This is a genomic window from Aeoliella straminimaris (assembly GCF_024054565.1).
Taxonomy (GTDB): Bacteria; Planctomycetota; Planctomycetia; order Pirellulales; family Lacipirellulaceae; genus Aeoliella; species Aeoliella straminimaris.
This window is the reverse complement of sequence record NZ_JAMXLR010000077.1, coordinates 1-25,198: the sequence shown is the minus strand read 5'-3', so window position 1 is coordinate 25,198 and position 25,198 is coordinate 1. Positions and strand designations below refer to the sequence as shown.

General features: G+C 57.3%; 19 protein-coding genes. 11 read left to right on the top strand and 8 right to left on the bottom strand.

Annotated elements, in window-relative coordinates:
* Positions 1 to 292: 292 nt before the first annotated feature.
* From NG895_RS22420 to NG895_RS22395, 6 genes are all read right to left on the bottom strand, one after another.
* Positions 293 to 499 (bottom strand): nucleoside/nucleotide kinase family protein, encoded by a 207-nt coding sequence (locus tag NG895_RS22420; protein ID WP_252854775.1) that lies wholly within the window; start codon positions 497 to 499, stop codon positions 293 to 295.
* Between the two features lie 78 nt (positions 500 to 577).
* A complete protein-coding gene (locus NG895_RS22415; protein ID WP_252854774.1) occupies positions 578 to 1,141 on the bottom strand; it encodes a tetratricopeptide repeat protein in 564 nt (187 codons plus the stop codon).
* 143 nt (positions 1,142 to 1,284) lie between these two features.
* Positions 1,285 to 1,722, bottom strand: a complete 438-nt coding sequence (locus tag NG895_RS22410) for a hypothetical protein (RefSeq protein WP_252854773.1) — start codon at positions 1,720 to 1,722, stop codon at positions 1,285 to 1,287.
* 1,016 nt (positions 1,723 to 2,738) lie between these two features.
* Positions 2,739 to 3,167, bottom strand: a complete 429-nt coding sequence (locus tag NG895_RS22405; RefSeq protein WP_252854772.1) for a VOC family protein — start codon at positions 3,165 to 3,167, stop codon at positions 2,739 to 2,741.
* 100 nt (positions 3,168 to 3,267) lie between these two features.
* Entirely contained in the window at positions 3,268 to 4,278 is a 1,011-nt protein-coding gene (locus NG895_RS22400) for an alcohol dehydrogenase catalytic domain-containing protein (protein WP_252854771.1), read from the bottom strand.
* A gap of 158 nt (positions 4,279 to 4,436) precedes the next feature.
* Complete coding sequence (locus NG895_RS22395) at positions 4,437 to 4,859, bottom strand: hypothetical protein (protein WP_252854770.1); 423 nt, start codon at positions 4,857 to 4,859, stop codon at positions 4,437 to 4,439.
* Between the two features lie 202 nt (positions 4,860 to 5,061).
* On the opposite strand from NG895_RS22395, the gene NG895_RS22390 reads away from it, so the two are divergent.
* The 3 genes from NG895_RS22390 to NG895_RS22380 all read left to right on the top strand — a co-directional run bounded on the left by NG895_RS22390 (position 5,062) and on the right by NG895_RS22380 (position 8,937).
* Complete coding sequence (locus NG895_RS22390; RefSeq protein ID WP_252854769.1) at positions 5,062 to 6,516, top strand: B12-binding domain-containing radical SAM protein; 1,455 nt, start codon at positions 5,062 to 5,064, stop codon at positions 6,514 to 6,516.
* Positions 6,517 to 6,665: 149 nt separating this feature from the next.
* Positions 6,666 to 7,589 (top strand): hypothetical protein, encoded by a 924-nt coding sequence (locus tag NG895_RS22385; RefSeq protein WP_252854768.1) that lies wholly within the window; start codon positions 6,666 to 6,668, stop codon positions 7,587 to 7,589.
* Positions 7,590 to 8,019: 430 nt separating this feature from the next.
* Positions 8,020 to 8,937, top strand: a complete 918-nt coding sequence (locus NG895_RS22380; protein ID WP_252854767.1) for an aldo/keto reductase — start codon at positions 8,020 to 8,022, stop codon at positions 8,935 to 8,937.
* A 40-nt stretch (positions 8,938 to 8,977) separates the two neighbouring features.
* On the opposite strand, the gene NG895_RS22375 is transcribed toward NG895_RS22380, so the two are convergent.
* The gene (locus NG895_RS22375) at positions 8,978 to 9,784 is read right to left on the bottom strand and encodes a TrkA C-terminal domain-containing protein (RefSeq protein ID WP_252854766.1); all 807 of its coding nucleotides are present in this window, start codon (positions 9,782 to 9,784) and stop codon (positions 8,978 to 8,980) included.
* Between the two features lie 335 nt (positions 9,785 to 10,119).
* Between NG895_RS22375 and NG895_RS22370 the strand changes: the two genes are divergently transcribed.
* Complete coding sequence (locus NG895_RS22370; protein ID WP_252854765.1) at positions 10,120 to 11,286, top strand: FAD-dependent monooxygenase; 1,167 nt, start codon at positions 10,120 to 10,122, stop codon at positions 11,284 to 11,286.
* Between the two features lie 681 nt (positions 11,287 to 11,967).
* Complete coding sequence (locus tag NG895_RS22365) at positions 11,968 to 13,377, top strand: BNR repeat-containing protein (RefSeq protein WP_252854764.1); 1,410 nt, start codon at positions 11,968 to 11,970, stop codon at positions 13,375 to 13,377.
* A 166-nt stretch (positions 13,378 to 13,543) separates the two neighbouring features.
* Here the strand turns inward: NG895_RS22365 and NG895_RS22360 are convergent, their stop codons facing one another.
* On the bottom strand, positions 13,544 to 13,969 hold the full coding sequence (locus NG895_RS22360) for a hypothetical protein (RefSeq protein ID WP_252854763.1): 426 nt from the start codon (positions 13,967 to 13,969) through the stop codon (positions 13,544 to 13,546).
* A 569-nt stretch (positions 13,970 to 14,538) separates the two neighbouring features.
* On the opposite strand from NG895_RS22360, the gene NG895_RS22355 reads away from it, so the two are divergent.
* From NG895_RS22355 to NG895_RS22330, 6 genes are all read left to right on the top strand, one after another.
* Positions 14,539 to 15,105 carry an ECF-type sigma factor gene (locus tag NG895_RS22355; RefSeq protein ID WP_252854762.1) on the top strand — a complete coding sequence of 189 codons (567 nt, stop codon included), beginning with the start codon at positions 14,539 to 14,541 and terminating at the stop codon, positions 15,103 to 15,105.
* A 219-nt stretch (positions 15,106 to 15,324) separates the two neighbouring features.
* Positions 15,325 to 18,456, top strand: a complete 3,132-nt coding sequence (locus tag NG895_RS22350; RefSeq protein WP_252854761.1) for a serine/threonine protein kinase — start codon at positions 15,325 to 15,327, stop codon at positions 18,454 to 18,456.
* A gap of 147 nt (positions 18,457 to 18,603) precedes the next feature.
* Positions 18,604 to 19,398, top strand: a complete 795-nt coding sequence (locus NG895_RS22345) for a PEP-CTERM sorting domain-containing protein (RefSeq protein WP_252854760.1) — start codon at positions 18,604 to 18,606, stop codon at positions 19,396 to 19,398.
* Between the two features lie 64 nt (positions 19,399 to 19,462).
* Positions 19,463 to 20,287: a DUF1559 family PulG-like putative transporter gene (locus NG895_RS22340; protein WP_252854759.1), complete on the top strand. Its 825-nt coding sequence runs from the start codon at positions 19,463 to 19,465 to the stop codon at positions 20,285 to 20,287.
* A gap of 1,048 nt (positions 20,288 to 21,335) precedes the next feature.
* Positions 21,336 to 22,343, top strand: coding sequence for a DUF1207 domain-containing protein (locus NG895_RS22335; RefSeq protein WP_252854758.1), 1,008 nt, complete (start codon positions 21,336 to 21,338; stop codon positions 22,341 to 22,343).
* A gap of 743 nt (positions 22,344 to 23,086) precedes the next feature.
* Positions 23,087 to 24,892 carry a CARDB domain-containing protein gene (locus tag NG895_RS22330; protein ID WP_252854757.1) on the top strand — a complete coding sequence of 602 codons (1,806 nt, stop codon included), beginning with the start codon at positions 23,087 to 23,089 and terminating at the stop codon, positions 24,890 to 24,892.
* Positions 24,893 to 25,198: the final 306 nt, after the last annotated feature.

Sequence of the window (25,198 nt, the reverse complement as noted above, 5' to 3'; positions counted from 1 at the left end):
CCTCTCCAGTCGAACAGATGCACGCAACGCTTGCAAACGAAGGTCCAGGACTTGCACCGGTGTGCCGCCGGGCACACCCGCATGCTGCGGTTCAGCACCGCCAGCCGGGCGGGACATCCGCCCAGACGCGATAAAAAACGGCGGAAGGGATGAATGCCAAATAGATACCCCAGAACCGTGCAATCGACATACCGCCAGCAAGACGTGCGACATTAAACCGCACGGGCACCCGTATCAAATGATGGCCATTGAATTACTTGACGATCTAGAAGTCAGGTGAAACGGCCAGACCTTACGCCACCCGCTCCAGCAACGCCAGCGCGTGACACTCCCGCCAGGTGGGCACTTCCAGCTTGCCGGCCAATCGCTCGACCACCTTCTTCGGAACCGGCCGACTACGATCCGCATTCTGACGGACGATGGTCTCCAGGGGTGGCTCGATGTAGACAAGTTCGACCCGCGCGCCTTGGTGGCACTGTGGGCTAACATTGGCCCCCAAGATGCTTCGGCCTGACAGTTCTATCGTTCAGCGGTTCTTCGCTACGGGAGAGTCCAGGTAGTTTTGCTGAAGAGTGTCCTAAGGTTCGCTACTATCTCCAAAGTCCCGTTGACAACGTTTGAAGTCTTCAAAGACATCTCCACATATAGCTTGTCGAAGCCGGACCATTTCTAACAATTTCCGAAGCCCTTCTTGCTTGTTCGGCGGACCGAGTTCCTGAGCCAGCAAAAGGTACGATTCTGCCTTAGAAAAATCACCTCCTCGCGCATGAGCTGCTGCCAACACCTCGATGCAATTGCCATCCGACCAGTTAGACAATTCGCTAGCTCGCTCGGCAAGGGCAACCGCAGTCGCAGCATCATGAAAGCCTTTGTCAGGACAACACGCATAAATATACGCGAGGTTTGACAAAGCGGCGCCGCACTCGTCGTCGATGCGAATTGCTTGTTCATATTGTCGTATCGCTCCAACGAAGTCGCCAGAATAGTACCGCGCCAAGCCACCATACACAAATACACTTGTCGGCAGTTGTTCGGGCAAAAAGTGCCGTCGCAAACTGTCTAGTTCAGTAATAACTTGAGTGAACTCGCCTCGGTAAAAGGCTGCTTTCATATCAGCAAAGTCGACGGGAAACTCTTCCATTACACCATGTAGACCATGCACTGAGTTGCCGAACAAATAAGTTTTGCCCGCGGGTGCCACCCGCCGGACTTTCTTTTCGCAATCCAGCTAGTTCGTGTTTTAGGGATTGTTTTTTTGTGTGGCGAACTTTCTCACCAAGCGGACTACTCTTCTATCCGATCGATCTCCATTACAAATATCCGTGACTTTCCATCAACTGTGACTTTAGCGACTAGTGCATCGCATAGATCTTCATGAAGAACTCTCCTGAGTGGAGAATATGAGACAACATCCGGAACGACAATGGCGATGCGATTCTCGTCAATCATCTCAGCGGCCTCAAAGGTGAGAACTTGGATTTGATTCGAATCTACAAATCGATGCGCTTGATCAAGTGAGTACATAGCGTCGTACTCAATTTCGGCATCTCCATTTCCAATAAAATCCATGATCTCTGGCGAGAGCGCGATGCGAATTTCGCGCAGAACACGGGTTGGCGCTGGGGGGCTGAAATATTCGTAGAGTACGCCTATTGCAGTGATGCCTACGCACAGTCCACCGTATTTCAGCATCCACCCACTTACTGATTTGCCTCTTGCCATACGTGAGTTACTCAGATGCTGGTGGCACGACATCACTGGCGGTCCTGCTGCCCCATGCCCAATAAGGAAACAATGCCTTTCCACCACAAGCGTAGGATGCCACTGCTGGCTTGTCGAGGTTTGGCTTTTTCAAACCCTCAGCGATTCGCACAGTTTTCTACTCGTTCGCCAGCTTGCGGTGGGCCAGCAGTGCTCTGTGGGCAGCCTCAGTAGCTCGTAAAGTCGGGTTCTCCAGCAAACCAATCCGGTGGCACGGCCGATCACCTCGGCAGTCGTCCTCTAACAAAGGCCACCGGTGGTAGCACGAGAACGTCAACTCGTGAATCTCGCCCTGCTGGTCGAAGTGCCGGACTTGTTTTCGATGAGGCTTGGCAGGAAGCATGCACCGAATATAACACCGTGGCGAGTTGCACGCCAAACCTTACGCACACTGCTGGTCAAGGGACCTCGTGGCGGACCGTGTTTGGCCCAACTAGCTGCTCCAACTCACTCCATGGGTCCACCCTCGCCAAGCCAGCAGTGGCACCCGAAACTTGCCGGCAGTGCCACTCCGCCGGGCCCTCTGTGGTAATTTCACCCGAGCTGAGCGGCGCCTGTGCGGCGGCTTCGTAAAAAACGCAGGTGTAAAATAATCGTCATTGAAACGGCCCGCCGGTGTGATCCAATAGAGGTGCGGCAGTTTGTAGCTCGCGTGGAGCTTTGGACATTTGGAATGGGCTGTAAGCTGTAGGCCAAAAGTCGTTAGTGGCCGTTCGCTCTGCGAACGAGTGTAATGCCGGAGGCGCTCATTCGCGGAGCGAATGGCCACTATCGGCTCGAGGAGTATTGGGTCACTACCGAAACATGCGGAGAACAACGCGGTGGGTTTTGTCCCTGGGCGATTGCTGTCGAACCTGAAAAACAAGGGGTAAATGAAAGCCGGGGCGGACAAAACGGCGGGGGTTTTGGGACCATGGATGTAGATCCCCCAGAATTGGCCCAAAAAAGGAGTTGGCCCAAAACGAAGGTATCGGCTCCTACTCCGGCAGCGTCATGTGCTCGGTGGCGTCCAGCTGCATGAATGGGTTGTGGGCCACTTCCCACAGGTGGCCGTCGGGGTCGGCGTAGTAGCCGGAGTAGCCGCCCCAGAAGACCTTTTCGGGCGGCTTGGTTGGCGTTGCGCCGCACGCCACGGCGTGGGCGAACGCCGCGTCGACTTCCTCGGGCGAGTTGTAGTTGGTGGCCAGCGTTACGCCATCGAAGCTGCCCTGGGTATTCTCGACATTAGCATCCTCGGCAAGCGATTCGCGACCAAAGAGCCCGAGCACGGTGCCGCCGGAGTGAAAGAATACGACGCTCTCGTTCGACGCCCCCGACGCCCGCCAGCCGAGCCGCTCGTAGAATGCCCGCGACTTGGCAATATCGGCCACGCCGAGCGTGACCATCGTGATTCGTGTGGCAACCATGCAGCTTCCTGGAAGTAAACCTTGGCAAATGACGAAAGCCCCGCCTGACCAATATACGGGCAAACGATCGTACTTGGGTACTGAGTCACTGGGTATTCTGTCACTTCACCATCAGTACTTGCGCGCCGCGACCACCGCCGCGCTTGACCCGCAGCAGCGCTTCGTTGGCCAGCTCGAGCGGCAGGCATTCCACCGTTGGCTTCAGCGGCACGTCGGCGGCCATGGGCAGGAACTCGGCCAGGTCGTGGTGGGTGACGTTCGCCACACTTTTGATCTCCTTCTCCATCCACAAATGCTGTGTGTAGTCGAGGTCCAGCAGCGCTTGCTGATCGCCGGCCTCCTTGCGGATGGCGTTCACGATCAAGCGGCCGCCGGGGCGCAAGTTGCCGAGTGCCTCGACCACCGGCCGCCAGGCGGGCGTAGTGTCGATCACTGCGTCGAGCAACTGCGGCGCGCAGTCCGTCGTGTCGCCCGCCCAGCACGCACCCAGTTGCTTGGCGAACGCTCGCTGCTCGGCACTGCGGGCGAAGACGTAGATTCCGCTGCGGGGATACAAGTGCCGCGCGATTTGCAGCACCAGATGCGCCGAGGCGCCAAAGCCGGTGAGCCCCAGCCGCTGGCCATCAACCAGCTTGCACAACCGCAGCGAACGATACCCGACACCGCCGGCACACAGCAGCGGCGCGGCCTGCGCATCGGTGAACACCTCGGGAATGGGATAGGCGTAGTCCTCGGGCACTGTCAGGTACTCGGCGTACCCACCGGGGGCGTCGCGACCCGTGGCGTGGAACTCGCTGGCCAGGTTCTCGTCCTTGCGGCCGTTGGAAGAATGAATCCAGCCGATGCCGACTCGTTGGCCGATGGGATGTTTGGTTGCCCCGGTGCCCTGCTCTACCACACGTCCCACGACCTGATGTCCGAGCACCATCGGCAGCTTGGCGGGGGGCGTGCGGCCTTCGATTTCGTCGAGTTCCGTATGACAGACACCGCAGCAAGCTACTTCGACGAGCACTTGTCCGCCGCGCGGCGCCGGCTTGGGCAGCTTCTCCAGCACCAGTGGCGCGTCGCACTCGTCAAGCGACACCAACTCGTGCAGTACCATCGCACGCATGATGCACCTCCTTCGGAATGACTCCGCTCACTACGCATTGTAACGTTTCGATGCTCTCTCGTACTCCTCCCCAGTGGACGAGAAGTACGAGAGAGCGAACTCGTTTGCTCCATGACGCAACGCGGATCTAGGTGCGGCTGTGTGCTACTTGGGCGCGACTATTCTTCTTCCCCTTCCACCGCTTCCTCGGCGGCATTGTCGACCTGCTTGTCCTTTACAGCTTCGGCCTTCTCTTTGTCCGCGATCACATCGCCGAGCTTCTTATGGAGATCCCGTGCCTCGTGCAGCGACATCTTGGAGATCACCGGCCAGAATCGCTTCTCTCGGTCGACTAACACCAAGGTCACTCGCTCGTCGACAATGCGGTCGCCATTCTCCTGCATACCTACGTACCGCGGCATCACTTTCCACTCGAGTCCCTTCGGCAGAGGAAATGCGCCGTATTCGGTCGCCTTGTACGGCTTGGTGTACATGGTGCAGTCCATCCCCTTGGGCGCGGACTCTTTGCTGGGCTGCTTTGCCACCAGCGTCGCACTCACCCCCACAACCAACACCGCGATCGCCAAACTTAGAAAACGCATGTTGCCCTCCATTTAAACGAAGCACTAGAAACGGTCGTCGATTCTCCGCCATTGTAGGGGCTCGGCATTCGCAGTTGGCCAAGGAAATCGTAAACGGAGAGCAGGCCGCTTGCGCGATTGTGAACACCCCATACTTTTTTCAACTTGCCTTCGAACCCTTTGATGCTAGCAGCGTAGAAGTCGAAGGAGGTCGCCTCGACGCATGAAGGTCAAGTTCATCCTGCCTGCCCTCACCGAGGCGACCAGCCCGCTATTTCGGCCAGTAAAATACAGCCTATTCCCACCGTTGGGTCTGGCGACGCTGGCCGGGTACTTGAAAGACGACGACCAGGCCAGCATTCACGACGAACACGTCGAGCGGCTTTGCCTGGATGACGCCTCGAACTCGGGCGAGCGGCCCGACGTGGTAGTCATCCAGGCCTACATTACCTCCGCCCAACGGGCGTACGAAATCGCGGACCACTACCGCGAGGGGGGCACGTACGTCTGTTTGGGCGGTCTTCATGTCACGTCGCTACCCGACGAGGCGGCCGCCCATGCCGACAGCATCTTCCTCGGCCCCGGCGAAGACACCTGGCCGCAATTTCTCGAAGACTATCGGCAAGGCCACCCCCGCCCGCGCTACACTTCAACGGTCCGCACGCTCGACGGGCTGCCGAAGATTCGCCGCGACTTGATCCGTCGGCACTTGTACCTGGTACCGAATTCCATCGTCGTCTCGCGCGGTTGCCCTCACCATTGCGACTTCTGTTACAAGGATGCCTTCTTCACCGGTGGCCGCGGCTATTACACGCAAACCGTGGACGATGCGCTGGCCGAGATCGAGCGCCTGCCGGGGCGGCACCTGTACTTTCTCGACGATCATCTGTTCGGCAATCGCCGCTTCGCCGCCACGTTGTTCGACGGCATGCAGGGCATGGGCCGGTTGTGGCAGGCGGCCGCCACGGTGAACACGATCCTCCAGCCGGGCTTGCTGGAGAAAGCAGCCGCCGCCGGGCTGCGAAGCTTGTTCATCGGCTTCGAGACGCTCGACACCACGAACCTCGCCGACCACGCCAAAACGCAGAACCTCGACCGCGACTACACCACCGCCATCCGCCGGGTCCGCGACGCGGGCGTGATGATCAACGGTAGCTTCGTGTTCGGCATGGACCAGGACGACACCTCGGTGTTCGAGCGAACCGTCGAGTGGGGCGTCAGCCAGGGCCTCGAGACTTCGACGTATCACATCCTCACGCCATACCCTTCGACCGGACTCTACCAGCGGATGCAGCGTGAGGGCCGTCTGCTGCACTCCCGCTGGAACGAGTACGACACCCGCCACACCGTATTCCAGCCTGCACGGATGACGCCCGATGAGCTCGAGCAGGGCTACTGGCAGTCGTACCGCCAGTTCTACACCTGGCGAAACCTGTTCACCGCCGCCGCCACCAAACCAACCTGGACCGGGCGCGGCCGCCACTTGACCTACGCCGCGGGCTGGAAGAAATTCGAAGGCCTCTGGAACGCGGTGATCCGCCTGAAACAGATCAGCCAGATGCGACCGATGCTCGAACAGGTGCTCTCCGGACTGGGAAGGATTCAGCCGAATAGTGGGGAAACCATCGAGCAGCCGTTAAGCACGCAGCTGCCCATCGTCGCGGAGCAAGAAACGTAGAAGGAGGGAATGACGGATGAGGAAGTACCCAATCGCGAATAGAGGGTGGGGACGTTCTTACTGCTAGCCGATTGCGTCCACCACCGCTGCCAGAGTCGCCACGAACAACATGAGTAGTAGGCATTCGCAATTGACATGGAAACGCAATCATGAACGCCCCTGCTAATGAAGTCTCGCCTGTCTTGATGCCAAAGCGATCTCGCTATGCGGGACGTCCTGTAGATGTTTCCACGAGGCGGTCCATCACCCTGCGCATGGAGACGCTTGAGGAAGAGCGAGTGGTCCTCGACTATTTCTACCACGAAGGCACCTTTTGGACAGCCACGCTTCCGTTGGACGGAGTTGCCGAGATCTTTGGCCAGTCGATGAACTTTTCCAGCAAGAAGACGAAGCCCGGAGAACATGGACGGGAGGTCATTTGGGGGGAGCGCGGCATTCCAAAATACACGGTGCCGCTGCTGAATCATATCCAAACACGATTTGTCATGGGGAAAGGACAATCGGTCGACCTCTATCCGCTTGGACATGACATAACGGGAACACCAACATACCAGATCCACGATTTTGTTTACTCGTTGGAGGCCGTCGGTCCACCCGGCGTGACCTTCAACGTCAGGGACGCCTACTTTGGAAACCTGGTTGCTGCACATCGTTTCGTATCCACGACGGAGATCGTATTCGAACGGATCGTGGTCGAGGACTACTACATTTCCGAGAGTCCTCCGATTCCGCTATCGAATGCGGAAAAGAAAGCCGTGTTGCTCGAGTCACTAAAACGCAGCCACCGGTCCGCCAACAATGAGAAATATCGCTTGTTCCATCTGGTTGGCACGAACAACTGTACGTCGACGCCATTTCACATCGTCGATAAGGTTCGCAAGTACCCATTCTGGCGACGTTTAGGCACAATGCTCTTCCGCGCACCGCTCAATCCCCGATTGTACCTTCGCATCCGCGGGCTCGACTCAGACCCATCAGACCGTAAACGCTTGCGAGATCAGTTCCAAGAGTACATTGACGAACCAGCGACGCAACAACGGAAACGAGAGCACAAAAGTACTGGCAACAAGTGAGACACCGCTTCGAACATGATTGAAGACCCTTTTTCCACTCCACGAAGCTATCTGCAGCCAGTACGCCTGCACTCAGACGAATCAATGGTGCCTTGACAGTTCGTCTCGCTGAGGTCGACAACACCGACCACAATCGGACTCTCAGCCCACAAGTTGAAGCTGGACCAGCCGACCGGAGTCACTCCCAACGCTTCCAACTCCAACTAGTGCGGGGTTGCTTTTCCGGTCATGTCGACCGGACGAAAGCAGGCGAGGGAGGAAGCGTAGCTATCCCCATTTTGACCTTCTGGGCGCCGCGACTTAAGCGGCACCGTACGCCACGCATTCAACGCGCGGCTTCTTTTTTCACTGCTATCAACTGGCCTGCGAGTTTGAGTTCTCGCTCGCACCTTGGTATATTGCTGATGAGCTCTTCTTAAAGGAGATGGCCATGGCCGAATTCGATCGCAGGCGATTTTTGGGTAGCTTGGCTGCCACAGCAGCGGCCACGAGCGCAGCTCGCGCGAAACCGCCACAACCGCAAGCACCAGTATCGCAGGTGCCCGCTCCTCCCCAAGTCAACCTTGGCAAGACCGGCGTCACGCTCTCTCGACTAGGACAGGGTACCGGTGTACACGGAGGAAAAAGGCAGTCGAACCAGACGCGGCTAGGATTTTCGAAGCTGGTCGACTTGTTTCACCACGCCTACGCCCGCGGCATTACGTTCTTTGACCTGGCAGACCTGTACGGTACCCACGTCTACTTCCGCGAGGCGCTCCGCACGATTCCCCGAGAGAAGGTCGCCATTCTCACCAAGATCTGGTGGCGTTACGACGGGCCTGAGGACGAAACCACCGTCGACCAGCGTGCCCAGATCGCCCGCTCCACGATAGAACGGTTTCGACACGAACTGGCGACCGACTACCTGGACATCGTGCTGCTGCACTGCCTGATGCGATCGGACTGGGGCGACCAAATGAAGCTCTACATGGAAGTGCTCGACGAGCAGAAGCGACTCGGTCGTATAAAGGCTGTTGGCGTATCGTGTCACGACTTCGGTGCGCTGAAGGCCGCGGCAGAATCGCCTTGGGTCGACGTAATCCTGGCGCGAATCAACCCGCGCGGCGTCAAGATGGACGCCTCGGTTGAGGAAGTGATTCCCGTTCTCCGCAAAGCCAAGGCTGCCGGCAAAGCGATTCTGGGCATGAAGATCCTGGGCGAGGGGCAACTCGCAGACGAGCGGGAGGCTTGCATCCGCTATGCGCAGCAGCACGACTTTATGGACGCCATGACTATCGGCTTCGAAAAGCCTGGACAGATCGACGAGGTGCTCTCGTTCATGGCAAAGTACCCATCGGCCATGAGCTAGCAGAGTTTGCCTGAATCTCAAGTCCTCTGCCGGAGGATGTTTAACCTGCTTTGCCCTCCTCTTCGTCTACACCGGGGCCTGCAGCCTTTACTTCCGACTCGATGACGTCGAGTTGCTCGGTAACTTTGATGACATGATCCATGTTTCCTTCGAATCCCGCTTTCCGCGAATCGAGGTCAAGCAGTGTTGAGACGCGACCATAAAGGATAAGTCGGTCGTTGGCTTCCAGGCAGGCCTGCCCACGCGGCGCACCAATGTATCGTCCATTCGCACGCTCGATGCCGAGCACGAGGACTCCCTCGCTTGCCAATTTCAGTTCGACCAAGGTGTGCCCACAGAGCCAGTCTCCCTCGTGAACTTGCAGTTCCGATACCGTGTAGTCGCGAGCCAACCGTAACAGCCCCACATAGTCATGGACGTCGACTTGCGTCCATCTTCGCAGCGCCCAACTGTTGACTCGCCACATTAGTTGTTCGATATGGCGGCTGCGCGCCACGATCCACAACACGAATACCCCTGCCGCAAGCACTTCGACCCTAAACCACCACGTGTCTGACCAAGTCTGAGCACTGGCGGTATTGAGAAACGAAAGCAGAACCGATGGGACGGCAATCACAATGCCAGCGTTGCCCATCAGCATCAGGTGCATGATGATTCGCCGCCGCACTGGATGATTGACAATCTCTTCTGCCTCCCGCGTGGTGAATCCAGAGCCGGTGAACGCAGAAAGCGATTGGAACTCGGCCAGGTCGCGTGACAAGCCCGTCAGCGTTAGTCCAACGGTTGCTACACGGATTACGACCAGCGAGAAGACAAGCACCAACAAGAGCGTAAAGACTGCAGCCATGGTTCATATCTCCAGCAAGTGCGAACGCCTCTGCTCGGAGGACACCGTAATGATCGCAATTGATTGGTTGCCCTGGAGAGCATTCCGTACGGCAAGGTCATAACTGCACGTGGCCCGCCTCTCCCTCCCATTGTAACATGGCGCAGGGCTCACTCTCGATGAATGCAGCAAAGGACTCTTATCTCGTATTGGCCGTTAAAGTGGGCCAAGGATACAATTCGAATCGCAACGACTGGCTGCCCGGTGAATTGTCGATGCCTCATCTGCCTGCAGTCGAGCGGTAAGGATTCCCTCCGAACAAGTCAAAGTACCAACAACCTTATGCGGAGTCGATCTTGGATGTAGCGATACTCGGTGGTGGAGTCGCGGGACTAGCCACGGCCATTTCCTTGAGACGACTTGGGATGACCGTAGATGTCTTCGAGCGCCGAGAATCTGTGCATGGTCTCGGTGCCGGCATTGTTTGCTGGCCAAACGCGTCATTTGTTCTTTCCGAACTCGGAATTCTGGACGAACTACGTTCTCTTGCGGGAACAACAACCGCGATGCGACGAATCTCGATAGACGGCACCGAGTTAGGGAGACTCGACATTCGCTTGATTGACGAGGCCATGGGCTATCCAAGTCTGCCCGTGTTACGAAAAGACTTAATGCAAGTCCTTTTGCGGCGGACTGAGGAACTAGGGGTCTCCATTCACTACAATGCAAACGCAGTAGGGATCGCAAGTGATAGCGATGGTCGCCGGGTGCAGTTTTCGAATGGCCTTACTATTTCTCCAGCCATAGTCATCGGCGCAGACGGAAGAATGAACTCCATCGCTCGTCGCTATGTGGCAAAGGTCAACCGACCTGTTTTTCAGGGCTTTGTGAATTGGATAGGTATCTACCATTCGGATGTCGCATTGTTTGATCACGCGGAGATTGGCGACTACTGGGGCTTAGGCGCACGTTTCGGAATTGTGCCGATTTCTGCGCACACTGCTTACTGGGCTGCAGGCATCGCTGTGCTCAGCAGTGAAGCAAGAGAAGTCGGTGAAGACATTGTACGACTGCGCCAGGCTTTTGATGGCTGGCCCTCACCCATTGGCGATATCATACTGAACACGACTGAATCAAACATTAAACGCGTGGTCTTGTACGACCACAATCCAATGCCTACTTGGCATAAAGACAACGTGCTGCTAGTTGGGGATGCCGCACACGCAGCACTGCCTACATCCGGTCAAGGCGCAGCGCAAGCCCTGGAGGACGCCTGGTGCCTGGCTCACGAGTTTGCGACTTCGCATGGAAGTCCGGACGACATTATGGCAGCGTTCACTCAAAGACGCTTGGCCAAGACAACTGGGATAATCATGGGGGGGCGTGCCTTCGCATCAATGCTGTTCAATAAGGATCCCGCCGAGTGCAAAGCACGTGACCGCGACGCCATGCAGGCAGACTATGCCACGATGGCTATCCGAATGGCGACGGGCTGGAGCGCGGGGCTGCCACTCGGCTTGTAAACATCGCAATGGCCCGGGGCTGTCAGCAGTGTTGTATCAAGGGCGTGACAATGACGGACGGCGGGTTGAGGCAAGCTGTGCTGCACTAGACGCTTCCACTCTTGCCACGCAGTACGCACTGAATTCGACACACCGCTGCAGGTCTGGTCAGTCGTCAAGAAGCCAAGGTTGGACTACCCGACCCGAAATTCGCTCCAACCTGAGATGCTGAGGTCTTCTCCGAAATTTGACACCTTGGCGCCTTCACCGGAAATCTCCGAGTTGGCGGGCGATGCAGCTTCAGCAAGTTCGCCGCATGAGCCATTGCAGTCGGCGTCTTGTCCGCTGTCGAATTATGCTGCGGGAACAGTGCTCGCATGCAGCCGCATCTGCCTGGTTGGGCAACTCCTCGTCTATTGGTGATTGCGAAGCGAATAGCGGCCGATCACCTATTGGGTCAAACCGATCGGCATTGACCATCACTTGATCGGTGGTCAGCTTGACTCCCGTCACGGCATTTGGAAGCTGATGCTATCGCGGGGTTCAAAGGCGCGGTCCCGGGTGAGATGCGCAATGCCCGCAAACGCGGTCGATAACCACCGGCTGCAGTTGCGGGCTGTCTGGGACTAGAATGGTGTGGTCGGTTGGACGTCCGCTCCCGCGGGCGGCCGGCAGCCGAGCCTTCTACGTAGGCGGAAAGTAATGCGCAAAACCATTTCATCCTTGTTCATCCTCGGAGCAGTTATCGCACAAGCAGCGACGGCACTCGACTCGGTGCAATTCCAGCTAGAGGACTCATGGGAAATCGACCAGGTGCCATCCGGGTTTCCCGTCGAATTCTGCATTCTCACAGACAAGACGCGTCAGTATATCGCTTACTATAACGAGCAGCGACAGATGTGTATCGCTTCGAGATCTCTCGATTCAGATCAATGGCAGTACCAGGTGCTTCCCACAAGAATCGGGTGGGACTCGCACAACTACATTACGATGGCGGTCGATGGCGACGGGCACCTGCACGTCTCGGGGAACATGCACTGCGTGAAGCTCATCTACTTTCGCACCGAGAGACCAGGAGACATCACTTCGCTGAAGCAACTCAAGATGACCGGCGAGCAGGAGGATAGGGTGACCTATCCAAAGTTCCTGACGGACCAGGAGGGAACCCTACTCTTCAACTACCGGGATGGCGGCTCTGGTAACGGAATGCGGATCTGGAACAAGTACGACCTGGCAACAAGGCAATGGGCACGCTTGCTGGACAAGCCACTGCTGGACGGCGAAGGAAGGTGCAACGCCTACCCGCTCGGGCCGATCCGCGGACCAGATGGCTGGTTCCACCTCGTCTGGGTATGGCGCGACACTCCGGACTGCGCCACGAATCACCATCTCTCCTATGCCCGCAGCAAGGATCTTGTTCACTGGGAATCTGCCTTTGGGCAGAAGATCGAACCCTCCATGACTCTCGACAACAAGTCGTTATGGGTAGACCCCATTCCTAGTGGGGGCGGCATCATCAACGGGTGCGAAAAACTGACGTTCGACTCCAGCAATCGTCCAATCATCACCTATCACAAATCCGATCGCAACGGGGACATGCAGATCTATGCCGCGCGGCCGGAAGGCACCACATGGACCCGGCACGTTCTGACGGACTGGCAGCAGCCGATCGAGTTCAGTGGACGTGGTTCGATGGGTTTCATTGGGATCCGGATCAGCGGACTGAGCCGAGCCGAACCGGGCCTACTCACCATGACCTATCGCCACCGCGACTACGGAAGTGGGCGGCTAGTGATCGACGAGAACTCCCTGCGCCCGACGACGAAGAAAATCGAGGTCACGCAGGAATATCCGAAAGAACTCAGGCGGAAGCAGAGCGATTTTGAGGGCATGGGCATTCGCCGCGCCATCGACATTGGCGGGGCCGCGGACGATTCGGTTCGTTACGTTCTTCAATGGGAAACCCTGGGAGCCAACCACGACCGTCCACGTAAGCCACCGCTACCGGAGCCCAGCACCCTGAGGCTTTACAAACTCGTAGCCAATGCAAAGACAGATACCGCCAACAAAGCGGTGCAGGCGACGACAACGAGCCCCGAACCTGGCCACTGACGTTGCCCAGTGGCAACCCATTTCCTCCATGGCATTCCACACTGCTGAGGTCCCCAGACCGCCGCAAGTCTGGTCAATCGCCAAGGTTAGACCGCCGAGGCGTCTCCACAGGTTTGATTTGACCGAAGCGGAGTGACGCGACAGCTGACCGTGCTACATGCTGGCCTCACGGAAAGGTCGATGCCCAGAAGGCCGCGCGAGAGCGCGAACTGTCATAGACGACTCGGCCGTATGGAATCGAAAATTCGTAGCCAGTCTCCACCAGGCGGTCGTCTTCGGGCAGGCACACCGGTTCGAAGTAGGGTACGGGCGTTGTGATCCCTGAAACACTCCATCCCTGAACCTTGCACCATTCCAAGAACTCGGGCTGGGAGATCGCAAATTCAGCCTCGCAGCCGTACCGGTCGACGTAGAACGTGATGTCACTCGCACCAGCTGGAAGCTTCAGGTCGTCCCAGAGAACCCGATTCGCTACAGCGACACTCGTCCCTGTTGCCTGATAGGGATAATAGAAACTCCAGGCTGCTATCGATCCGACTGCAATCGCAATGGTGGTCGTGAGCACAAACAGGATTTTCAGGTTGTATCTCATCGACCCCTGCAGGGAACGGTCTCTCCATTGCGAACTACTTGCGGTGCCGACCAAAGCAACTCGGCTCGGTTAACATCCACCACCTAGTTTAGTCACTCTCCCGAAGAACTTTCGCCTTGCAGAGGAGTACCCGGGCTACGCCGCTACGCTGGGTAGGCGTGGCAATCGTCCCGGTAACCTCTTGTGCTGCGCACACGGACAACTGCCCGAACATAGTTTTTCACACAGGGCGACCGGAGGTACTCGAGTTCACCGGCTTACACAGGACGGTGTGGCCTGAGCAGGTTTCGATAACTCCAAACCTCCCGCGGTGAGCTGCCCCGCGGGGAGTTGGCGGCGGCTCGAAATCGGTCGCTCTGCCCCCCGTCGCGGTGGGACTCGCGGGCTGGCTATTTACAGCGGTCGTCAAGACCGACGCGCCGAAGCCCTCCGGCCAACTGAGCAAAGCCAATACAACTTCAGCAGGTTAACAATTTCTCGAACTGCAGGCGGTGGGGCGACCTCAGCACGAAATGGCTCGGTTCTCTGCCCGCCTGAAGCACGGTCTCGCACCTGCTATACTCGTTTTTATGACCGACGTCACGCAAATCTTGTCGCAGGTCGAACAGGGCGATCCGAGCGCTGCTGAGCAGTTGTTGCCGCTGGTTTACAGCGAGCTGCGAAAGTTAGCCGCAGCAAAGTTGGCACACGAGAAGCCTGGCCAGACCCTTCAGGCCACAGCGTTGGTACATGAGGCGTACGTCAAACTGGTCAACGTCGAACACGTGCAACAATGGGATTCGCGGGCGCATTTTTTCGCTGCTGCCGCCGAAGCCATGCGGCGAATACTAATTGAGAGTGTCCGACGTAAGAACAGCGTCAAACACGGGGGCGGCCACCACCGAGTCGAGCTGAAAGATGTCGATCTGCCCTTGATTACTCGCTCGGACGACTTAATCGCTTTGGATCAAGCGCTCGATGAACTCGAGATTCAGCAGCCCGAGACGGCGAAGCTGGTAAAGCTCCGGTATTTTGCTGGTTTCTCCAATGCGGAGGCGTCCGAGATCCTCGGCATCTCGCCTCGCCACGCTAACACGCTTTGGGCGTTCGCCAAGGCATGGCTGCACGAGCGGGTTTTCGGCGATAATCGGTCGTAATCACTCATTCGTCTCAGGCTCCAGAAGGTGATTTCGAAAATCTGTGCGCAATTTGCCGCGGAAATTCGCATTGCTTATTGGAGGTCAATCGACTCTGCCAACGAGCGATCTATGAACGAGCAAAACCTCTTCATTGAAGCCATGTCCCGCCAGGACCCAGAGGACCGGAAACGGTTCCTTGACGAAGTTTGCAGGGAATCGCCAACCCTGCGCCGCCGTATGGATTGTCTATTGGAACATGACGAGCAGGCAAAGCACTTCTTGGAGCAGCTGCCTGACGCGTTGCTTGAGATGGTGGCAGCATTGCCAACCGGGATCCCTGTCGACACCGAGATCGGTCCCTACAAGCTTCGTGAGCAGCTCGGCGAAGGGGGCATGGGGGTGGTCTACGTCGCCGAGCAGGCTACGCCTGTCCGCCGCAAAGTAGCCATCAAGGTTGTCAAGCCGGGCTTGGCCAATCGCGATGTGGTCGCTCGCTTTGAGGCAGAACGGCAGGCGCTCGCGATGATGGACCACCCCCATATTGCCAAGGTGTTTGATGGAGGCGTGACCAATTTGGAGCAGCCGTACTTCGTCATGGAACTGGTCCAAGGACCACCCCTGACCGAGTACTGCGAGCAACACAAACTCGGCACCCACGAGAGACTGGAACTATTCGTCAAAGTCTGTAGGGCCGTGCAGCATGCCCACCAGAAGGGGGTCATCCACCGTGATCTCAAGCCGTCGAACATTCTTGTTCCGGAGATCGACGGAGCTGCAGTGCCTAAAGTAATTGACTTCGGCGTGGCAAAAGCTGTCGGCGAGAAGCTCTCTGAGCAAACCGTGTACACCCAATTTGCGCAATTGGTCGGTACCCCACTGTACATGAGTCCCGAACAAGCCGGCTTGGGCGTCGTAGACGTCGATACGCGTAGCGACGTCTATTCGCTGGGCGTGCTGCTGTACGAACTGTTGACTGGCAGCACACCGTTCGATAGCAACTCACTCAAACAAGCCGGCTTCGATGAGATGCGAAGAATGATTCGCGAAGACGAACCGCCGCGCCCGAGCGCGCGGGTCTCGACCCTGGCCGCTGAAAACATCTCGACCGTGGCCGAACAACGGCAGAGCGAGATGCGAACGCTAAGCAAGTCACTAAGGGGCGAGCTCGACTGGATCGTGATGAAGGCGCTCGAAAAAGATCGCAATCGGCGGTACGAGTCGGCAGGCGCTCTGGCGGAGGATGTCGAGCGATACCTGAAGGATGAGCCCATTACTGCGCGACCGGCCGGCAATTGGTATCGAGCGAAGAAATTCATGCGACGCAATCGAGAACTTGTGGCCGCCTCGGCCGCTGTGGTCTCCGCCCTCGTTGTGGGCCTCGCTGTATCGACGGTGGCGTTTGTACACGCCATCCACCAGAAAGAGCAAGCTAATGTGTCCGCTGCGAAGGCATTGTTGGCTGAGCAGGAAGCCCGGTCAGCGGAGAAGGAGGCGCGCCAGAGGGCCGCGGACCTGTCGGCAGTCCTTGAGGACCAGCAGGTCTTGGCCGATGTACTTCGCGAAATGCAGCCAACGACTTTCTTGCTTGCGAATCCCGGCCGCAATCGCACCGTGTATGAATCGGTCGAAGAGATCTCCCGACAGATCGAACAAGAGGGACGCCTCAGCGGACACCCTCGGGTTGAGATTGAAGTGCGCATGATCTTGGCCGATTCCTACTTCGACGTCGGCGAGTATGACAAGTTCGCGAACCATCTCGAAACGGCGCTGGTGCTGGCAAAGCAGGAGTACGCAGACAACAACCCGATTGTCGCTCATATTCATGGGCGATTGGCCTACTCTGCGGGCGGGGGGATCGATCGAGTCAAAGATTCGACGAACTTGATAGCGCATGCCGATGAGGCCATCAGAATCTATCGTCAGTACGGGGAAGTTCCGGCCCGTGTATATGTGGGTAAAGCCTATGCGTTGCAGGAGTGGCCCGAAAGGCACGAAGAAGCGATCGCCGCTGCAAAGGAGGCTGTACGCCTTGAAGGTGAAAATGCAGTCTTTACGCACGCCGATCTAGGTAATATTCATATGCTCATGGACGACACGGAACACCTTGAGATGGCCCGCGGATGTTTCGACGATGCAATTGAGAGCTATGAGAAATCCAAGAACCAGCAAAACCACCTGAAAGGAAATTTGCTGTCAAAGAAGGCCCAATGCCACCGCCGACTAGGCGAACTCGATACTGCTATACAAGTGTACCAGGATGCATACGCACTCTACCAAACGTCCGATCTGCGCAGCGAACCGGAAGGACATGCGTGCGGCCTGAGTCTCGCAAGTCTCCTTTTTGCGAAAGGTGACGTCGCCAACGCTTTCAATCTGGTCCATGAGGTCCAGGCTAACGTAGGTGAGTCGAACGCTCCCAATTCGACGATCTCGTCCAAATACCTTGAAGGGTGGTTCTATTTCCAGCTAGAAGACCTTGAAGCAGCCGAGCACCGACTCAAAAAGGCCAAGCAATTGGCCGAACGCGAGTTCGGAATGATGCATGGTTTATTCGGCATGCCTTGCGCGCAGTTGGCTCTGACGTTTGAAGCGATGGATAAGCCGTCGGATGCCGCCCATCAATACAGAGAGCTGCGGTCACTGACACAGCACTTCGTCGACGCGCCTCAAGTGCATGCGGGATCCTATTGGGCGCATGTCCGCGGCATGCTGGCCACTTCAAACGCGACTCCGGAGGTGCTTGAACGAGCGGAGAAGCTAGTGAGCGACGGACACGAACAAGTCAAGGCATGGCACCAGGTAAGCCAAGAACCCGCATTTCACCTGGTGAAAGCAATGATTCAACATCGCAGAGGTGAAGCGAAGGAAGCCATTCAGCAGCTTCAATTGGCACTGGACAAAGCCGAGGAGCCAAACGCGACAATACTAAATGGCCGTAAATACACGGTTCCATCCGATCGCTGGCAAATCGAGTCACTGTTGGTCGACTACCTTGAAGAAGCTGAACGCCCCTCCGAAGCGCGAGAGGTCTTGGAGCTAGGTGTGAAAGTTCGCAAGAATGCACAATGGCTTGGGCCCAGTCATATTCAGACGATACTGGCCGAGGTGCGATTGGGAGAGTTGTTGATCGATCAGAAAGACTACGTGGATGCGGCGACTCGACTCGAAAACGCATACAAAACATTGCAGTTGCAGCATTGCGTCTATCTCCACGGAGTTCGACAGCGAATCGTACAAGGACTCATCCAGACGTACCGGCAGTTGAATTCGAACGAACAAGTCGAGCTCTGGAAGGGACGCCTGGAAGAACCTGGCGGAGTTACCTCCACAGAAGAGGTGAGCCAAAACGCTTCCAACATTCAGTGGTAGTACCAGGTTGCACGTATGCTCCTCGCTGTAACAGGGCAGCGCACAAGTACACCCTTGTAAGCCAAGGGGGGGGATTCCGAGCGCACGGCCTGCGCGCTCGCGACCTCGTGTTTATCCTACCGCAGGCCGCATGAAAGAGCGCGAGACATGAACGCAGCACTACTTTGCCATGGCCTGCGGGAAATCTTACTTGCAGTGACCCTTGTCGCCACGGCGTGGACCACGGCCAGGGCAGGCACCATGATGCTCATCGACGATTTCAACGACGGTAACGATGACGGCTGGACAACGGTCGACACCAACGAGGGTGAGTCGTGGGGACCAGGATCGATGGACCCTACTTCCTTCGCCTATCACTTCTCAACACCGCAAGACGTACCCTTGGAGGCGCCGTACCGTGGCGCCATGTCTTCTGTTTGGGATCAGTCGAGCGATCCACTGTACACCAATGGCTTATGGAGAGCTAAAGTGCGGGCAGATGCGGTCGACAGTGGTGCGACTATCCTTCTGAGATATACCGGATCGCTGGAGACAGGGTTCAGTCTCTATGCATTCTCCGCCTTTGGGGGCAGGGGCTTTGGCTTCAATAGATATGAGGACAGTTTTCTAACCGACAGCATGGAGATTCCCGGAGTCGCCGTGGGGCTGGGCGAAGAGTGGTGGATAGAGGCGGGGGCCGTGGGCGATCAGCTTTCGATGAAAGTCTGGCGCGACGGAGAACCCGAGCCGACGCAGCCGCAACTCGCCTTCACCGACGCGACCTTGCCTGTAGGTCGGTTTGCCCTTCAGACCAACATCAATTTTGCCTCCGATACGGTCGGACCGATCAATACTACCTTCGACGATGTCTATTTCACGCCTGTGCCCGAGCCTTCCACTGCGTTGATGACCACGGGGCTCATCGGTATGCTCCTTGGTCTTCGGTGGCGCAGGTGTAGGTAGTGTCCGCGTACTTGGCTTTAGGGCGCTATAATCTCACTCACCACATCAGCAAAGGGCCGAAACGATGCGAAAAGCATTTACACTCGTGGAGTTGTTAGTTGCCATCGCCATCATCGGCGTATTGGGCGGCTTGCTCTTGCCGGCGGTGCAAACTGCCCGCGAGGCAGCCCGCATCGCCGAGTGCAAGAGCAACCTGAAGCAGATCGCACTCAGCCAACTCGACCCGGCAATGATGCCAGCGGAGTGGGAAACCGAGGAAGGAACGTACTACATAGGCACCAAGGTCCGGGTAGGCTGGTATCCAAAGTGCCCGTCGGCACCCCAGATCAGAGAACTGGCACGTGTGTGGGAGCTTACGAAAGAGCCATGGGTACAGAATTTTGGCAGCGACTACTCCCCTACAACAGAAGGTGACGTTAGTTGTGGAAAGAGCTATGAGGGCTGGCCAGCGTACATCGAAGATAATCAGGGGTGGGAGAGAATCACCGACGGTCTTTCACGGACAATGATGTTCATAGAGCGGGCCGGCATCCCCATCTTTTATGAGGCACGAGATGTATCGCATCACCTCGGTTCCTGGCCAAATCGAGTTCCTAATCCAGACGTAACCAGCGCGTGGTATTGGGGACGATTTCGGGCGGGCTACAGTATGTTCCTGCAAGGCTCAGTCACTACTGGACTCACCGTTAACCAGTCCAATACGAGAGGCGCCTACAGTTTTCATGATGGAATCAACGTGGCCATGTGTGACGGTTCAGTTCATTTTAAGTCGGAGGACGTTGATCCAATGGTCATGCTCGCACTGCTGACTCCGCAGGGAGATGAGTTGGTTTCAGGAGACAACGTTACCTGGCCGACTCAGACCAGGACAACTAAGCCTCTCTGGTAGGGAAACAGAGCTCGGGTGGGTGCTGGAGAATGAACACCTTACCGTCAGACAGGCTTGGCAGAGGGTGTTGTCGAGTTCCCCTCAGGTAGCGGAGTGTAGCCTTGATACCTGGGACGGCTCGGGCGCAACTACCGTTCTTCTGGTAATAGCCTTTGGCGAATGCCAGCTAGCGGGCGGAGAGGGAGATGACGGTGATCCGCACTTCCGGCTGAGGCTCTGGTTGCAGGTCTCTGCCTAAGCCGACGATCGATGGTAGGCCGCGTTTCGGACGGATTTGGGGAGCTCTTTCTAGCGGCTTTGGATCGGCTGAACGTCAGCTCTACAGGGATGGCATCGTGGGCTTACTAACTGCAGCGGCACCAACATGCCGGCCGCCCCAAGCAGCGTCTCTCACGCTCCCTCCTCCTCAACGATGTCGACGTAGCGGAACTAGATCCGCGTGACCATCGCGGCGGGATGGCATGCCATTGCCTGGAAGAACATGGCGACAATCTCGCTCCCCTCCATGCCGGGGAAACCCTCGGCCAGGCACTCGGCGCGGCCGTAGGACTATTGCGGCTCTGCGCCGAGGCGGGATCGCGGAATCGATAGCCGACACCGCGAACCGTCTCGATCAGTTTGGCGAAGGGCGAAAGCTCCAATGGCGAGTAAGAGAGAAAGAGTGTCCGGAGCCTTTTTCGGGTGTAGCGGCCGGGCATGGCAGTCTCACGCAGAGGCTAGAATCAAGGAAAGATAGCGTAGCTAGCAGTCGACTTGCTCGCACCAGCTTGCTTTCCCAGGTTGCCGACAACGACAACTTGATCAGATTAGAAGCAGGCAATAGGCCAAGTCGAGTGCACACGGCTCAAGATGCGACTTAGGCCAACTCGATGTAGTCTTGGCAGGACCTCGCGTGTCTCGCGTCGCCTGATGCGAACGGCTGCCGCCGTGCCCCACCTCTAAATTCCCACCTCTAAATTCCCACCTCTAAATTCCCACCTCTAAGTTCCCACCTCGCCTCTCGGCCCCTCGCCACCGCCCGCCTCGCACCCTCAAGGACCCTACGGCGATGCGCTATTCGTTCGCACCCTGCGCCAGTTCGCTTGTTCTCACGCTTCTGGTCGTGGGGACAGCCGCGCGCGGTGGGGACGATGTGGCGGTAGAGCTAGCAAACGGAGGCCTCGTCGACAACCGGGCGCAGGACCTATGGACCCCTTATGTCGCGGACAGCGAACTGCGGTTCGACCCGGCCGTGTCGTCGGCACAGTATGCCGACTCCGACTTCACCCTCGCCGGCGCCGGATCTTCCAGCGACGCCTGGCGGTGGCAGCTACTACCGGAGGGACTCATTTACCGTAGCTATCTCGCCGGCCCTCGCGAGCCGCGGTTCCAGCTCATTTACTTTGAAGAGACGTCGAGCAACCAGACGTTGTGGGACGTGACACTGGGTGGACGGCAGGGCCTCTTGCGGTTTGGCACCGAAGACCCCCTTCGGCCGCAAGGATGGCAACTCGACATCGAGGGCGCCGGATTCGTGCGACTGAACATCGACAATCACCACGACGTCGACGTCTCCGACTATCGCTTTGGTATCCCGCTCACCTACGGGCACGGTCGATGGCAATTCAAAATCGGCTACTACCACGTCAGCTCGCACTTGGGCGATGAACTGATCGTCCGCATGCCGAGCGCACAGCGCAAGAACTACGTTCGCGACTCGATGTTGATCGGAGTCTCGGTTAACCCTCGACCGGCGTGGCGGCTGTATGGCGAAACCGCCTACGCCTTCAAGCCATCGGGTGGCGCGAAACACCTGGAGATTCAAACAGGCGTCGAGTACGCCCAGCCGGGGCCGACCGGCTTCCGAGGAACTCCGTTTTTCGCCACCAATGGCCACCTCCGCCAGGAAAACAACTTTGGCGGCGACTACACCCTGCAGCTAGGCTGGCTGTGGCGGGGCCCGACCGGCAGAACCGTCCGCACCGGCTTTCAATACCTCACCGGGAAAAGCAACCTGTATCAGTTCTTCGACGAGTCTGAAGAGCAGTACGGCTGGGGGCTATGGTACGATTTTTGAGGGTCCAGCGCGGCCTACGGCCGCACCTGAAGTGGTACTGAACAAGATGGGGCAGGAGGTTCTGACCTCGCCTACCATTCCAGCGGGCTCGGTGGAGCAGGTTGACCGGGCGTTCGTCGCCCTCTGGCATTCGGAGTGAAGTGCGGAGAACGCAGCGATTGCAATCGCCGACTTGATAGATCCTCACGATCCATACAAGTACGGGTTCTACTTTGACGCCCCCTGGGAGCTGCTCTACAAACAGTTGCTGCAGGCCATCGCAGTTCACCGCGTGGCAGATCGACCCAATCGTTTTGAACCAAGGCGAATCAAGCGACGGCACAAGCACTACGTTCCTCTGGCCATTCCCCGACACGAAGCCAAACGTCAAATGCTACAAGGACTTGCGAATAACTAAGTGCCATTCGCCGATGCATCCGCAGCAACTTGGCCAGTCGCCTAACTGAGCGAGGTCAGATTCGCTTGGTACTTGCTACGTGTGCCTCTCAGATTCTGATGTGTTCGATTTGTGCTTGCGGCTATCACTAGTTCTCTGGGCTTCAGCCAAGCGAGGGAGGAGAGACTTCAATCCCAATTGCGCTCCTTAAGTGCTAGAAATCGATGGTACTCGAACACTTCAACTTCGTGTGATCCTCAATTGTTCCTGTCGCATGTCAAGTAAATCCGTGGTAGATTTGGCGTCATCTTCGGAGTACTCGCAGGTTTACGCTGCTACGATCACTTTCCCTTAGGGGCGGCTCGTGATGCGACTAATGCTTGCACAATATGGCGGGTACGGGTCGGGCATCGCTGCCATACTCGGACTGATCGTGTTGGTGGCCATGGCGGTTGCGATCGGCGGGATCGTTGTCGTGATATGGCGTCGCATTCACGAATCTTCATCGCCAATCTGGCGCCCGATGCTATTGTGGTGTATCGGCGTTCTGGGAGCGCTCTATGGCATTTACTGGCTGGCTGCTTTGATGCTGATCGGCAACGGCCGTAGCGTGTTTGATGAGACAATCGACAAGTGGGTTGCTGCCGGTGTACTGGTAGCCGTGCTCGGATTTTTGCCAGGCGTATTTGTCGAGCGTGCTCATCCGGGTTGGGGCGCCGGATGGATGGCACTATTGGCAACCTTGTTTGCCGTTGCGTTATTGTTCATGCGATCCCTCTCTTCAGACATCTATGCCTGGACGCTGTACGGTCTGGCAGCCGGAGTGTTGCTGCCGTTGTGGTTGGCGGCACTGAGCATCTGGTGGACTGCACCACGACCCAAGGGCCTTCGATACACCACCCGCGATTTACTCATGGTATTGGGAATCGCCGCTGCATGCTTTGGGACGTTGGGGGCCGTGGTTCACAACGCATACTTCTCCGACGCTCGCGAGCAACAGCGGATAGGTCGGATGATGCAAGAGAGCGAAGATGCCAGGAATGCCGCCATTGAGAAACTCGACGAACTGGTCGAAGCCGCCGAGGGCAGCGACGATCGGGACTTCGAACTCGCCAAGGCTCAATTCCTTCAGCTGCTTGAGCTCGACAGAGATCCGTTCTGCGTGATGGCCGCCAATGGCGACGCGATATCGTCGATCCTCGATCGCATCGAGACGACAACCAGTACTCAAGCGCGAAAAGAGCTATTGTGTCTTCTCGCTTCGCCGGAGATGTGGAATAAGGGACACAACTCCGGCCCAGGAAATACATCCCGCGTCGTCGCGATCGTACGCGACACCAACCAGTCGATCCCAGTCCGGCGAGCGGCGACGCAAGTACTTCTCAACTGGGGGAATTGGCACGCGGCGACAAGTGTGCTTTTCAAACTGCCCGACCGAACGAAGATCGGCCCGGCAGTCGTCGAGTTTATCGTCGCTGCTTCGGCAGACCCAAACGAGCAGTACCGCTTTCGTGCAGTTGCCAAGGGTTCCGAACAAGTCATCCACACGCTACCAAGGATCATGCCAAGGCGCGACGATTGCCTTCCGGCGCTCATTGCCCTTTTGAATCATCCCTGTCCGTGGTGTGAGACGGTCGAAGCGGCGGCACAGACTGTGGGCAACTTGGGCGCCGCAGGCCGCCCCGCACTTCCCGCACTTCGTGTCGCTGCCACATCGAACTACCCCAGTCTGAGTCGGTACGCTAAACGTTCTATCGCACAGATCGAGCAATTCGAATCTCGAAGTGATCCACTAGCTGCCCATCGCACTCGATCCCCACAAACCGCTGAGGGGGACGCGTTGCCGGCACAAGAGCCCAGCGAACGCAGTCAGCTACCCGATTTGGAAGTTGTGGACGTCTTCCTTCACAACGGCAGCTATCTGCGTGCTCGAGTCCGAAACAACGGAGCTATGCCGGCTACGGGCGCGTCCGTCCGATTCGAGACCGAGGACCTTACGGGGAATTTTCGCGGTCTCACACTCGGTCCCGGACAAGTAGGTGTCGCAACCAGTGGGCGTAGCCGACCTGGCACTCATGTCGTTAAAGTTACTGTTGATCCCGACAATGTAGTCTCGGAAGCGGACGAGTTAAACAATACAATGGAAGTCTCGCTGACTTGGCTCGAGAAATAGCATCACCGGCGACAAAGCCCTGTATGCAAGCGGTATGGCTGAGTCGCGCCGTACAGAAGATAGTCGGTCGGCATCAACCTGTTGTCCTTGAGCGACGCAAAATGAAATCATGCCCCCGAGCTGCTCCAACTCTGGATGTACGGCTCCTGGATGGAAGTTAGGCACAATAGCGGTGGTTTGTTGTCTCGCCATTTGCAGCGGTGTGCACAATCGCCATCAATTGCTTGATCACCGAATCTGCCAGCGGTTGGACCAGCACGTGCGAGTTGCGCCTCCCCCGAACTCGCCGAGGTGTCTCCTCGGAAC

Coding starts and splice junctions, on each gene's coding strand:
- NG895_RS22405 (WP_252854772.1), bottom strand. CDS start 3,167: ATGGTTGCCACACGAATCACGATGGTCACGCTCGGCGTGGCCGATATT.
- NG895_RS22355 (WP_252854762.1), top strand. CDS start 14,539: ATGACCGACGTCACGCAAATCTTGTCGCAGGTCGAACAGGGCGATCCG.
- NG895_RS22375 (WP_252854766.1), bottom strand. CDS start 9,784: ATGGCTGCAGTCTTTACGCTCTTGTTGGTGCTTGTCTTCTCGCTGGTC.
- NG895_RS22415 (WP_252854774.1), bottom strand. CDS start 1,141: ATGGAAGAGTTTCCCGTCGACTTTGCTGATATGAAAGCAGCCTTTTAC.
- NG895_RS22330 (WP_252854757.1), top strand. CDS start 23,087: ATGCGACTAATGCTTGCACAATATGGCGGGTACGGGTCGGGCATCGCT.
- NG895_RS22365 (WP_252854764.1), top strand. CDS start 11,968: ATGCGCAAAACCATTTCATCCTTGTTCATCCTCGGAGCAGTTATCGCA.
- NG895_RS22335 (WP_252854758.1), top strand. CDS start 21,336: ATGCGCTATTCGTTCGCACCCTGCGCCAGTTCGCTTGTTCTCACGCTT.
- NG895_RS22360 (WP_252854763.1), bottom strand. CDS start 13,969: ATGAGATACAACCTGAAAATCCTGTTTGTGCTCACGACCACCATTGCG.
- NG895_RS22390 (WP_252854769.1), top strand. CDS start 5,062: ATGAAGGTCAAGTTCATCCTGCCTGCCCTCACCGAGGCGACCAGCCCG.
- NG895_RS22385 (WP_252854768.1), top strand. CDS start 6,666: ATGAACGCCCCTGCTAATGAAGTCTCGCCTGTCTTGATGCCAAAGCGA.
- NG895_RS22350 (WP_252854761.1), top strand. CDS start 15,325: ATGGATTGTCTATTGGAACATGACGAGCAGGCAAAGCACTTCTTGGAG.
- NG895_RS22340 (WP_252854759.1), top strand. CDS start 19,463: ATGCGAAAAGCATTTACACTCGTGGAGTTGTTAGTTGCCATCGCCATC.
- NG895_RS22400 (WP_252854771.1), bottom strand. CDS start 4,278: ATGCGTGCGATGGTACTGCACGAGTTGGTGTCGCTTGACGAGTGCGAC.
- NG895_RS22345 (WP_252854760.1), top strand. CDS start 18,604: ATGAACGCAGCACTACTTTGCCATGGCCTGCGGGAAATCTTACTTGCA.
- NG895_RS22410 (WP_252854773.1), bottom strand. CDS start 1,722: ATGGCAAGAGGCAAATCAGTAAGTGGGTGGATGCTGAAATACGGTGGA.
- NG895_RS22395 (WP_252854770.1), bottom strand. CDS start 4,859: ATGCGTTTTCTAAGTTTGGCGATCGCGGTGTTGGTTGTGGGGGTGAGT.
- NG895_RS22380 (WP_252854767.1), top strand. CDS start 8,020: ATGGCCGAATTCGATCGCAGGCGATTTTTGGGTAGCTTGGCTGCCACA.